13 protein-coding genes and 2 tRNA genes are annotated in these 11,406 nt (G+C 72.8%); 5 read left to right on the forward strand and 10 right to left on the reverse strand.

What is annotated here, in order from left to right:
* Nucleotides 1-456 precede the first annotated feature (456 nt).
* The 4 genes from ACXR2U_RS19560 to ACXR2U_RS19575 form a co-directional block, all read right to left on the reverse strand.
* Nucleotides 457-933 (reverse strand): DUF5130 family protein, encoded by a 477-nt coding sequence (locus tag ACXR2U_RS19560; RefSeq protein WP_458826758.1) that lies wholly within the window; start codon nt 931-933, stop codon nt 457-459.
* Nucleotides 923-1,273 (reverse strand): aa3-type cytochrome oxidase subunit CtaJ, encoded by a 351-nt coding sequence (ctaJ, locus tag ACXR2U_RS19565; protein WP_458826760.1) that lies wholly within the window; start codon nt 1,271-1,273, stop codon nt 923-925. Before ctaJ ends, ACXR2U_RS19560 begins: the two co-directional genes overlap by 11 nt.
* A gap of 67 nt (nt 1,274-1,340) precedes the next feature.
* Entirely contained in the window at nt 1,341-2,801 is a 1,461-nt protein-coding gene (locus tag ACXR2U_RS19570; RefSeq protein ID WP_458826762.1) for an amidase, read from the reverse strand.
* Nucleotides 2,798-3,331 (reverse strand): HNH endonuclease, encoded by a 534-nt coding sequence (locus ACXR2U_RS19575; protein WP_458826763.1) that lies wholly within the window; start codon nt 3,329-3,331, stop codon nt 2,798-2,800. The genes ACXR2U_RS19570 and ACXR2U_RS19575 overlap by 4 nt, the downstream gene beginning before the upstream one ends.
* Before the next feature lie 126 nt (nt 3,332-3,457).
* Between ACXR2U_RS19575 and ACXR2U_RS19580 the strand changes: the two genes are divergently transcribed.
* The gene (locus tag ACXR2U_RS19580) at nt 3,458-3,898 is read left to right on the forward strand and encodes a globin (RefSeq protein ID WP_458826764.1); all 441 of its coding nucleotides are present in this window, start codon (nt 3,458-3,460) and stop codon (nt 3,896-3,898) included.
* A gap of 256 nt (nt 3,899-4,154) precedes the next feature.
* Here the strand turns inward: ACXR2U_RS19580 and ACXR2U_RS19585 are convergent, their stop codons facing one another.
* The 4 genes from ACXR2U_RS19585 to ssb form a co-directional block, all read right to left on the reverse strand.
* Nucleotides 4,155-4,820 carry a hypothetical protein gene (locus tag ACXR2U_RS19585; RefSeq protein WP_458826765.1) on the reverse strand — a complete coding sequence of 222 codons (666 nt, stop codon included), beginning with the start codon at nt 4,818-4,820 and terminating at the stop codon, nt 4,155-4,157.
* Nucleotides 4,817-5,200, reverse strand: coding sequence for an acyl-CoA thioesterase (locus ACXR2U_RS19590; RefSeq protein ID WP_458826772.1), 384 nt, complete (start codon nt 5,198-5,200; stop codon nt 4,817-4,819). The genes ACXR2U_RS19585 and ACXR2U_RS19590 overlap by 4 nt, the downstream gene beginning before the upstream one ends.
* 47 nt (nt 5,201-5,247) lie before the next feature.
* Nucleotides 5,248-6,930 (reverse strand): energy-dependent translational throttle protein EttA, encoded by a 1,683-nt coding sequence (gene ettA, locus ACXR2U_RS19595; protein WP_458826766.1) that lies wholly within the window; start codon nt 6,928-6,930, stop codon nt 5,248-5,250.
* An 89-nt stretch (nt 6,931-7,019) separates the two neighbouring features.
* Nucleotides 7,020-7,610 (reverse strand): single-stranded DNA-binding protein, encoded by a 591-nt coding sequence (gene ssb, locus ACXR2U_RS19600; RefSeq protein WP_458826767.1) that lies wholly within the window; start codon nt 7,608-7,610, stop codon nt 7,020-7,022.
* A 228-nt stretch (nt 7,611-7,838) separates the two neighbouring features.
* On the opposite strand from ssb, the gene ACXR2U_RS19605 reads away from it, so the two are divergent.
* Nucleotides 7,839-7,914, forward strand: a tRNA-Arg gene (locus tag ACXR2U_RS19605).
* A gap of 419 nt (nt 7,915-8,333) precedes the next feature.
* On the forward strand, nt 8,334-8,477 hold the full coding sequence (locus ACXR2U_RS19610; protein ID WP_458826768.1) for a hypothetical protein: 144 nt from the start codon (nt 8,334-8,336) through the stop codon (nt 8,475-8,477).
* Between the two features lie 53 nt (nt 8,478-8,530).
* Here ACXR2U_RS19610 and ACXR2U_RS19615 read toward each other — a convergent pair whose 3' ends face one another.
* The gene (locus ACXR2U_RS19615) at nt 8,531-8,848 is read right to left on the reverse strand and encodes a 4a-hydroxytetrahydrobiopterin dehydratase (protein ID WP_458826769.1); all 318 of its coding nucleotides are present in this window, start codon (nt 8,846-8,848) and stop codon (nt 8,531-8,533) included.
* Between the two features lie 67 nt (nt 8,849-8,915).
* Here ACXR2U_RS19615 and orn point away from each other — a divergent pair, with 67 nt between their 5' ends.
* Both orn and ACXR2U_RS19625 read left to right on the forward strand, forming a co-directional pair.
* Entirely contained in the window at nt 8,916-9,554 is a 639-nt protein-coding gene (gene orn, locus ACXR2U_RS19620; protein WP_458826770.1) for an oligoribonuclease, read from the forward strand.
* Between the two features lie 40 nt (nt 9,555-9,594).
* Nucleotides 9,595-9,670 (forward strand) — tRNA-His (locus tag ACXR2U_RS19625).
* 25 nt (nt 9,671-9,695) lie between these two features.
* Here ACXR2U_RS19625 and ACXR2U_RS19630 read toward each other — a convergent pair.
* The coding region (locus ACXR2U_RS19630; protein ID WP_458826771.1) for an SbcC/MukB-like Walker B domain-containing protein at nt 9,696-11,406 on the reverse strand (1,711 nt) is incomplete at its 5' end.

Below are 11,406 nucleotides of genomic sequence, written 5' to 3' on the forward strand. Positions count from 1 at the left end.
CCGGGTGCGCTGTCACGTAGCTCGAGGTCGTCGCACCAGTGACGGTGAGGTTCAGGACGACGGCCCCGGCGCCGGAGGTCGGCACCCCGCCGCGACCCGCGACCTGGAGCGTCAGCGTCTGACCCGTGGCAACCCGCGCTCTCGCCGCTCCCACGCCCGAACGGGTGTCGAGCAGTCTGACCGGTGTGACGGCGACGAACGTGCCGCTTGCGGGAGTCGGGGCGGCTGTCGCAGCGACTGCATCGGGTGCCGCGGCAGCGCCACCAGCACCGACCACCACCCCCGCCGTGAGCAGCACACTCTTCGCGATGACTGTGACCTGACGACCGAGGGAGGTGGAGGCGAGGCGGCGCACACGAGCTCCTGAAAGATCAACACACAGGCAGGGGACAGCGCACTGTAACGTCGATCGTCAGGTGGTCACATCCGGCCCTGACCTCGGCCTGGGAACTCTGATCAGCTGGTGCGGGGCGCGCCGGCGGCGTCGGCGAGCATCCGCAGGCCGGTGACGATGCCGCCGGTGAGGTCGCCGCCGGCGAAGGCCGCCCGCATGCCGAGGGCGGCCAGCGCGCACTGGCGGTTCGGGATGCGGTGCGAGGAGTACTCGCCGGTGACGATCTGCAGGACCCGCTGGTCGGGTGAGACCGCCACGAGCACGGGCGACTCGATGCCGTCGGCCGCGAGCTTGCTGAACATCGCCTCGGCGGTCGCGCGGCCGCGGTCGCCGTCGGTCTCGTCGAGCGACCCGAGGTAGACCGAGAACGTGAGGCCGGTCTCGCGGGTCGAGTAGGTGATGGCCTCGTCGATGCGGGCCATCTGCCGCGGCGTGAAGCCGTAGCGGGAACTGTCGGCGCCGGGAACCGGGCCGTACTGGAGCCAGTGGGCGCTGGGATCGCCCGCGGGCGCTCCGTGCGCGACGACCTCACCACTCACCGCTGGCACCTCCCACCGCGGCGCTCGCGCGCCGTTCCGCCGCGGCCGCACCGGCCGCGCTCGCCTGCTCGGCCGACAGCCCGGAGCGGTCGGCCTCCTCCGCGGCGGTCGCGGCGATCGCCCGGGTGCGCGAGGCGCGCTCGGCGACGACGCCCGCGGGCAATTCGCCGACGGCGTCGGGATCGGGCAGCCACCAGGCCGGGGCGTGGCCCCACGGGCGTCCGGGGCGGTACCGCGACGTGCCGTTGACGGCCGACGGTGCGAGCACCACCGTCGCCACGACGAGCAGGACCGCGAGCGGGATCCCGGCGAAGACGAGGACGGTCTCCACCCAAGTCATCGGTTGCGTTCTCCTCGCCCGAGCCGGTGGCATCCGGGCGGTCGAGCGCCCGGACCTGAAGTCGCGTTCACCGTATCGAACCGCCCGAGACGATCGGCGCGCGGCGGTGGTCCGCGGTGGTGGTGCCGATCGCCGCGGCCTCGACCTGCGCGGCCAGCGACAGCAGCGCGGCGTCGCCGGCGGGTCGTCCCACCAGCATCATCCCGATCGGCAGGGTCGGGGCGTCGTCGTCCGGCTCGGTCCAGCCGAGCGGCAGGCTGATCGCGGGCTGCCCGGTGACGTTGTAGAGCGCCGTGTACGGCGTGAACCGCTTCTGCAGCTCGAAGTCGGCCGCGGGATCGCCGCTCTCGGTGAACCAGCCGACCGGGCGCGGGGTCTGGGCCAGCGTCGGCGTGAGCACGGCGTCGAGGTGGGCGGTGGCGGCGAGCGCCCGACGCGTGGCGAGGCGCATCTGCCCCAGCGCCTGGGCGTACTGCACCCCGCTCACGGCCCGTCCGCGTTCGCGCAGGTACCGGGTCAGGGGCCGCAGCAACGGCTCGGCCTCCGGCGGGATGGGCGCGGTGGCCGCGGACACGGCCCAGACCGTCTCGAAGACCGGGACGACCTCGGGCGGCAACGGTGCGGGCACGTCGACGACCTCGTGGCCGAGCCGTTCGAGCAGCCGCGACGTCTCCTCCCACACCGCCCGGATCCGGGGGTCGAGGTCCGCGGGCATCGGGGAGTCGACGAACCGGCCGATCCGCAGCCGCCCCGGTTCGCGCTCGCACGCGGCGAGGAACGTCTCGCCCGCCGGCAGCGGCGGCAGCGGGTCGGGGTCGCCCGGGCGCGGGCCGGCGACGACGTCGAGGAACGCCGCGGCGTCGCGGACGGTGACGGCGAGCGGCCCGATGACCGACAGTCCGGTGCTGTCGAGGTCCACCGGGCCACGGCTCACCCGCCCCCGGGAGGTCTTGAGCCCGACCAGGCCGGTCACCGACGCCGGGATGCGGACCGACCCGCCGCCGTCGCTGCCCTGGGCGATTGGCAGGAGTCCCGCGGCCACGGCCGCGGCGGCTCCCCCGCTCGAACCGCCGGCGAGACGGTCGAGGTCCCACGGGGTGCGGGCGGGCGGGCCGATGTCGGTCTCGGTGTAGCAGGGCAGGCCGATCTCCGGGGTCGCGGTCTTGCCCAGGCTCGGCAGGCCGGCCGCGGCGAGGCTGGTGACGACGTGGTCGTCGTACTCCGGCACCCAGTCCGCGAAGACCGGTGAGCCGAGCTTGGTCGGCACCCCGCGGGTGGCCTGCAGGTCCTTGATCGCGGTCGGCACCCCCGCGAGTGGCGAGGTCGCCGTGCCGTCGTCGACCGCCTGCTGGACCCGCGCGGCGTGCGCCCGGGCGGCGTCGGCCGTCACCGTGACGAACGCGCCGACGCCGTCGTCGAGGGTGGTGACGCGGTCGAGGAAGTGGTCGACGAGCTCGACGACACCGACCTCGCGGGCCCGCACCGCCGCCCCGAGTTCCAGCGCGGACAGCTCGTGCAGCTCGGTCATGCGGTGAGTGTGGCGGGGTGCTCCGTCGTGGTCGGCCGGGCCAGGGCGAGCCAGGGCTCCCAGGCCGGGTCGCGGGCCGTCCAGCCCATGACGACCGCGACCGTGGCGGGCGGTGCGACCGGTGCGTGGGGCAGCGTCCAGCCGATCTCGGACAGCATCCGGTCGCCCTTGCGGTGGTTGCAGGGCGCGCAGGCCGCGACGACGTTGGTCCACTGGTGCGGACCCCCGCGCGAACGGGGCCGGACGTGGTCGATGGTGTCGGCGCGGGCGCCGCAGTAGACGCAACGGTGGGCGTCGCGGTCCAGGACGGCCCGGCGGGTCAGCGGGACCTCGCGGCGGTAGGGCACCCGGACGAACCGCGAGAGGCGCACGACGGACGGGGCGGGCAGGCTCAGCCGTTCGGAGCGCCAGACGGTCTCACCCTCGGTGACGACCTCGGCCTTCTCGGCGAGCACCAGCACGAGCGCGCGCCGCAACGGAACGACGCACAACGGTTCGTACGTCGCGTTCAGGACCAGCGCAGCGCCCACGACCACCTCCGGTGCGAGTCAGTCAACCTGACGCCGGGGTTGTTTGCACACCCATTGTGACCGGCGCGCCGGGTCCGCCGGGGACCGCCACGACGCGCGTCGCGGGCCGGGGAGGACGATAGAGCGGTGACCTCGCCCGCGCCGGACCCCACGACCGGCTCCGCGCCGCGCTTGCCGCTGCGGGCCCGCGAGCCGGGTGAGCTGTTCGCGCTGCTCGGCGGCGAGGAGACCTTCACCCGCCTGGTGCACCTGTTCTACGAGGGGGTCCGCGCCGACGAGGTCCTGCGCCCGCTCTACCCCGAGGACGAACTCGACGCCGCCGAGGAACGCCTCCGGTTGTTCCTCATCCAGTACTGGGGCGGTCCCGGCACGTACTCGCAGGAACGTGGCCACCCCCGCCTGCGGATGCGCCACGCGCCGTTCCGGATCGGTGTGGCCGAGCGTGACGCCTGGCTCGCCCGCATGCGCGCCGCGATGGACCGGGTCGGGCTCCCCCGCGACGCCGACGACGTCGTCTGGCGCTACTTCGTCTCCGCCGCCGACTCGATGCGCAACGTCGAAGGCTGAGCCCCGGCCCTCCCCCCGCATCCGCCCATGTCCGCCCGCGTCCGCCCGCGTCCGCCCGCGTCCGCCCGCGTCCGCCCGCGTCCGCCCGCGTCCGCCCGCGTCCGCCCGCGTCTGGCGAGTGGGCACCTTTCCCGCCGAGTGGTCAAGAAAAGGCGCCCACTCACGGGGTGAACTGCCCACTCACCAGATCGGGGTGGGCGGGGCGGCACGGGCCGGGGTGGCCGAGCGGTGTGGCCCGGGTGGCCCGGGCGGTGGGTCAGCCCAGCAGGGACAGCAGGGAGGGGCCGGCGGAGGAGTCGCCGCGTCCGCCGTGCAGGTACACCGACCCGTAGGCCGCGACCAGGCGGGTCCAGGTCCCGGAGGTGTCGACGGCCGTGGTGCCACCGCGCGGCAGGAACCCCAACTTCACCAGCGCCGACGGCCCGCGACGGTCGAGCCCGGCCACCGTGGGTTCGGTCGCGTTGGGGAAGGCCGTGGCGTCGAGAGCGAGTTCGGCCGCGGCGGCCATCGGCGCCGCCTTCACGGCGGTCGCCGCCGCCCGCACCGCCCCCCGGACCTGGTCGTCGGTGAGTTCGGCGACGCGGGTCCAGCCGGTGCGCGGGGGCATGGTGTGGTGCCAGTCGACGTCACGTCGGGGCGGCAACGGCAGCGGTGACGGGTCGTCGACGTCGCGGGCGGCCAGCATGTCCGACAGCGCGCCCGCACCGACCGTGACGTCCGCAGGCGTCTCCGCTCCCCCGGGCATCCGGACCGTCCGGCCGACCAGGACGCCGACCGGCACCGGGGCGACGGCGGCCAGCAGGTCGGGCGCGATGCGCAGGCGGACCACGGTGTCGGCGTCGAGCCGGCGCAGCCGTTCGAGCATCGGGACCAGGTCGGTGAGCGCGGTCGCGAGCGGCTGCGGGGGGACGTCCGTGCTCACGACGCGTCGACCGTGTCGTCGGCGAACCCGGCGAGGACCGCCTTCTCCTCCGGGGTGATCCGCCGCGGCCGGTCACTGGCGAAGTCGAACGGCACGCAGACGGTGCTGGCGGTGGCGGCCAGGTGCTCGCCGTCGAACACCTCGTACCGGACGGTGAACGACGCGCCGCGCACCTGCTCGACCCACAACTCCAGGCGCAGCGGTTCGGGGTGGTAGACCACCGGCCGCTTGTAACTGATCTCGTGCTTCGCGATCACGGTGCCGCGGGCGAACGACGAGTCGTACCGGTCGAAGAACATGGCCACACGGGCCTGCTCCAGGTACACGACGTACGACGTGTTGTTCACGTGCGCGTACGCGTCCATGTCGCTCCAGCGCATGGCGCACTCGTACACGAACCGCGGCACCGCTCGACCGCCCGAACTCGTCAGTCGCGGGTGAGCTTGCGGTGCGTGACGGCGTGCGGACGCGCCGCGTCGGCCCCGAGCCGCTCGACCTTGTTCTTCTCGTAGGACTCGAAGTTGCCCTCGAACCAGAACCACGACGCCGGGTTGTCGTCGGTGCCCTCCCACGCCAGGATGTGCGTCGCGATCCGGTCGAGGAACCAGCGGTCGTGGGTGATGACCACGGCGCAGCCCGGGAACTCCAGCAACGCGTTCTCCAGCGAGCCGAGGGTCTCGACGTCGAGGTCGTTGGTGGGCTCGTCGAGCAGCAGGACGTTGCCGCCCTCCTTGAGTGTCATGGCGAGGTTCAGCCGGTTGCGCTCACCACCGGACAGGACCCCCGCGGGCTTCTGCTGGTCCGGACCCTTGAACCCGAAGGCTGACACGTACGCCCTCGACGGCATCTCGACGTTGCCGACCTTGATGTAGTCCAGGCCCTCGGAGACGGTCTGCCAGACGTTCTTGGTCGGGTCCAGCCCGGAGCGGGTCTGGTCGACGTAGCTGAGCTTCACCGTCTCCCCGACCCGCACGTCGCCCGAGTCGGGCTGCTCGAAGCCCACGATGGTCTTGAACAGCGTGGTCTTGCCGACGCCGTTCGGGCCGATGATCCCGACGATCCCACCGCGGGGCATGGTGAACGACAGGTCCTTGATGAGCATCCGGCCGTCGAAGCCCTTGTCGAGGTGTTCGGCCTCGATGACCACCGAACCCAGGCGCGGACCCGGCGGGATCTGGATCTCCTCGAAGTCGAGCTTGCGGGTGCGCTCGGCCTCTGCCGCCATCTCCTCGTACCGGGCGATGCGCGAACGGCTCTTGGTCTGCCGGCCCTTGGCGTTCTGCCGGACCCACTCCAGCTCCTCGCGCAACCGCCGCTGGAGCTTGGCGTCCTTCTTGCCCTGGACGTCGAGCCGCTCGGCCTTCTTCTCGAGGTAGGTCGAGTAGTTGCCCTCGTAGGGGTAGGTGCGGCCGCGGTCGATCTCGAGGATCCACTGGGCGACGTTGTCGAGGAAGTACCGGTCGTGGGTGACGGCGAGGACGGCGCCGGCGTAGCTCGCCAGGTGCTGCTCCAGCCACTGCACGCTCTCGGCGTCGAGGTGGTTGGTGGGCTCGTCGAGCAGCAGCAGGTCGGGCGCCTCCAGCAGCAACTTGCACAGCGCCACGCGGCGGCGCTCACCACCGGACAGGTGCGTCACCGCCGAGTCGCCGGGCGGGCACCGCAGCGCGTCCATGGCCTGCTCGATGCGGCTGTCGAGCTCCCAGCCGTCGGCCTGCTCGATCACCTCCATGAGCTCGCCCTGCTCGGTGAGCAGCTTGTCGAAGTCGGCGTCGGGCTCGCCCATCGCGGCCGACACCGCCTCGAAGCGGGTCAACGCCTCGCGCAGCGACGCCACCGCGTCCTCGACGTTCTCGCGCACGGTCTTGCTCTCGTCGAGCGGCGGCTCCTGCTGCAGCAGGCCGACCGTCGCGTCGGCATCGAGCATCGCGTCGCCGTTGCTGACCTGCTCGAGGCCCGCCATGATCTTGAGCACCGTCGACTTACCGGCTCCGTTCGGGCCGACGACGCCGATCTTCGCGCCGGGCAGGAACGACAGGGTGACGTCGTCGAGGATGACCTTGTCGCCGACGGCCTTCCGGACCTTGCGCATGGTGTAGATGTACTGAGCCACGGGCCCAGTATCCCGGTCGTCGCCGGTGCCCGACCGCCCCGCCCCGTGTCGACATCCCCGAGGCGGCCGGGCCCGCGCGGCCGGCGGCGTCAGTGACCCGCGCCGACCAGCTCCTCGACGTCGCGCTCGGACTCGGCGAACCGGTCGTCCGGCTCGAGTTCGTCGTCGTGGCCGCGGCCCGCCCCGAAGGTGCCGTCCGGGTTGATCGACAGCGAGTCGTCACGCCGGGTCGCGAGCGCACCGACGCGCTCGAACGGGTCCTCGGCGACGGCGACCGGCGGCTGACCGTCGGCGTCGAGCGCGACCGACCGCCCGTTGGTGCGGCTCACCTTCGTGAACTCCACCGTGCCGCGGTTGAGGTCCGGCGCGACGGTCTCGGCCTGGATCTCGTAGGCGAACTGGGGCTTGTCGTTGGCGTCGAGGTAGCTGCGCTGGGAGATCTTGCCGGTGACCACCAGGGGCATCCCGAGCGTCACCGAGGCCTCGATGTTGTCGGCCAGCGCGCCCCAGCAGGCGACGCCCACGAAGAAGGTGTTGCCGTCGACCCAGTCGCCGCTGGACTTGTCCTGGTACCGCTCGGTCGACCCGATCCGGAAGTTCGCCACCCGCCGGCCGGTCTTCGTGACCCGGACCAGCGGCGCGGTGACCGCGTTCCCCGTGACCGTGATGCGTGCTGCCATGTCGTGCCTCGTCTCGCACCGTCCCGCTCTGGTGCGGGATCCGTGACACGAGCCTGGCTCCGTCGAGCCCCGCCGGCGGATCGGATCTGCCGGCTGTGGACGACACACCGGGCTGTGGACAACACGTCACACCCGTCACTCGTGCCCCGGAACGGGCCGTCACGCCGGGGCCGTGGGCCGTACGCTGACCCGCGCCGCGGTCGACCCCCGGTCCACCCGGTACTCCCGGCCTCCGTAGCTCAGTGGACAGAGCAGGCGCCTTCTAAGCGCTTGGTCGCAGGTTCGATCCCTGCCGGAGGCGCCACGCTCACCTCTGGGACAGCGGGCCGCTTCTCAGCGCTGGGTCGCAGGTTCGATCCCTGCCGGAGGCGCCACGCTCACCTCTGGGCAGCGGGCCCACCTCGGACAGCGGGCCGCTTGTCAGCGCTGGGTCGCAGGTTCGATCCCTGCCGGAGGCGCATTCGATTCAGCGCGAGGAAACGGACATCTCCGACGGTCGCGTCATTTCTCTTGCGCAAGATTCTGGTGGAACCGCGAGTTTCGAGAAATTGTCGGAACGGCGCACGGCACACGTCGCGGGCGGGCTGGAAGAGCTTTCGGCCCAGCGGAATCGGGCCCTGCGAATGCGCCATGATCGAATGGCACTTTCTTCCACACACTCACTTCACGACTGGCAACTTCTTCAGCTTGTCTTGAGACTTGCGCTTGGTGTTTGCTCCGTGTGTGTTCATCTGGCATCTGCTCACGCAGCTCGCGACCCCCCGCCGCCAGTGCCGGATGTGCGGCTCCGAGGCGGCGGGTCACTCCCGTTGGTGCAGCGCGTCGTGCCGCACCGAGTACCAGGACTTCTACAGCCCCGGGCACTGACGCCCGGCGGCCGTTCAGCGCGCCGGCGGGACGGCTGTTCCTCTGTCGTCTGCTCAGTCGTCGTCGTGCAGCGGCAACCCGGCCGCGATCCGGTCGACCTCGTAGGCCAGCTCGACGTCCTGGCGTGTGACCCCACCCGCGGAGTGCGTCGTCAACGTCGCCTCCACGGTGTCGTACGACAGCGCCAGGTCGGCGTGGTGGTCGCGCTCCTCGCACAACGCGTAGAGGTCGCTGACGAACGTGACGGCCGTCGGAGCGTCGGCGAACCGGATCGTCCGCTTCATCGCCTCGGGCGTGCCCGACCACCCGGGCGCGAGGTCGGCGAGCGCAGCGGTGACGGACGTCGGGTCCAGCAGGTCGGATGCGGTCACGCACACCGGTGTGCCCAGACCCCGGCTCCGGGACGCACGTCGGACCAGGGGCATAGGGTTCTGGGCGATGAACGACCGACTGGTGTGGATCGACTGCGAGATGACAGGTCTCGACCTCGTCCACGATGCCCTGATCGAGATCTCCGTGCTCGTGACCGACGGCGACCTGCAGCCGCTGGACCCCGGCATCGACATCGTCATCCACACCAGCGACGAGCTGCTGGACGGCATGGCCGATGTCGTCCGCGACATGCACGCGCATTCCGGCCTCACGGACGAGGTGCGCCGGTCGACGGTCACCCTCGAGGACGCCCAGCACCAGGTGCTCGCGTACGTCAAGACGTTCGTCCCCGAACGGCGGACCGCGCCGTTGTGCGGCAACTCGATCGCGACCGACCGCGGCTTCCTCGCCCGCGACATGCCGGAACTCGACGACCACCTGCACTACCGGATGATCGACGTGTCCTCGGTGAAGGAGCTGGCCCGCCGCTGGTACCCGCGGGTGTACTACGCCCAGCCGAAGAAGGGGCTCGCCCACCGCGCGCTCGCCGACATCAAGGAGAGCGTCCGCGAGCTCGAGTACTACCGGCACACCCTGTTCGTCGCCGATCCGGGCCCGAGCTCCGACGACGCCAACGTCGCCGCCGCGCGGGCCACGGAGCAGTGGGCCGACCGGATCGCGGAACCCCCGGTGGCCACCAGCTAGACTGCTCGCTGCTGTCGCGCCGCTGCGCGTGACGGCGATGGTGGGTGTAGCTCAGTTGGTAGAGCACCTGGTTGTGGTCCAGGTGGCCGCGGGTTCAAGTCCCGTCACTCACCCCATCGAACGGACGCGCAACGCGGCGGCTCACGCCGCCACCGAACTGCCGTGCCGACCCTTGCGCACCACGAGCTGGGCGGGCACCCGCGAGCGCAGTTCGGCGACGTGGCTGACCAACCCGACCAACCGGCCGCCCTCGCGCAACCCGTCGAGGACGTCCATCACCTCATCGAGGGTGTCCTCGTCGAGCGAGCCGAACCCCTCGTCCACGAACAGCGTGTCGACGGGCGCGGCGCCGGCTTCGGCGGTGACGGCGTCGGCGAGGCCCAACGCGAGCGCGAGGCTGGCGAGGAAGGTCTCCCCGCCGGACAGCGTCGCGGTGTCACGGTCCTGACCGGTCCAGGCGTCGCGGACGACCATCCGGAGCCCTGACCGCCCCCGGCCCCGACCGACGGCGTCGGTGTGCACCAGCTCGTACCGGCCGGAGGTCATGGCCTGCAGTCGCAGGCTCGCGATCGCGGCCACCTCCTCCAACCGTGCGGCCAGGACGTACGCGCTCAGCGACATCCGCAACGCGTTGGCCACCGAGGTCCCGCCCGCGAGATCGGCGAGGTCGCGGGCGAGCCGGGCGGCCTCCCGGGCCGGTTCCAGCGCGGCCTGCGCCTGCTCGAGACGCGGGAGCAACCGGGCCAGCCGTTCCGCGAGGTCGACCGCGCGCCGGTGGTCGTCGGCGGCACGCGACCAGGTCTGCTCTGCGACCCGGACCGTCTCGGCGACGGCCTCCAGGTCGATGGCGGGCGTGGAGGGGACGTCGAGATCGGGGTCGGCCAGGGCGCTGTCGACCGCGAGCACCTCCGCAGCGTGCGCTTGAGCTCGGGTGAGCGCCTCGGCCCGCCACCGCGCCGACCGCGCCGCGGCCTGCCCTGCGGCGGCGCTCGGGAAGCCCGCGCCGGCCGACCGGGCCTCGACCTCGGCCTCGGCCGCGGTCACGCCCTCGGCCGCGTGCCGCTCCCGGTCGACGAGTTCCTGCAGCGCCTGCAGGCGGCGCACCCGCGCGCGCACCTGGGCGACCGCCCCCGCGACGTCGGCGTCCGCGACCCCGGCCGTGACGAGCTGAGCCGTCTCGGCCGCGATCGAACGCACCCGCTCCGCGACGCGGTCGCGGTGCTGCGCCGACGCGTGGCGGCCGGCCTCGCGGGCCGAGGTCACCACGTCCACGCGCCGCTCCAGCTCGACGACCTCGCCCCGGAATCGGTCGAGGCCGTCCGCCTGCTGGGCGAGCCGCTCGGACTCGGCCCGGGCGTCCGCCAGCGCCGCCGTCGCCTCGGCGAGCGTCACCGCACCGGTGCGCGTGCGCAGGTCGGCGAGGCGGGCGGCGATCCCCGCGTGCCGGGCCTCGAGGACCTCCAGCTCGGCCCCGAGCCGATCGACCTCTGCGGCGGCGGCGTCCTCGTCGGCGCGGGTGACGGTCGACCGGGGGAACGCCGCGGGTTCCGGGTGTTCGGTCGCGCCGCACACCAGGCACGGGTCGCCGTCGACCAGCATCGACGCGAACTCGGTCGCGGCGCTCTCCAACCGCGCCTCCCGCAGCTCGTGGTGACGTTCCCGTGCCTCGACCCGCCGTTCCCGCGCGGTGACCACCTCGACGCGGACCAGGGCCTCCTCCCGGTCCAGAGCGTCGCGGCGACGGACGTCCGCGACGACCTCGGTCGCCCGGTCCACCTCAGCGCGGGCGCCGGGCACACCGGCCGCCGCGTGGGCGGCCGCCGCCACGGCGTCGCGGGCACCGGCCAGCTCG

This window comes from Jatrophihabitans sp. YIM 134969 (assembly GCF_054456675.1).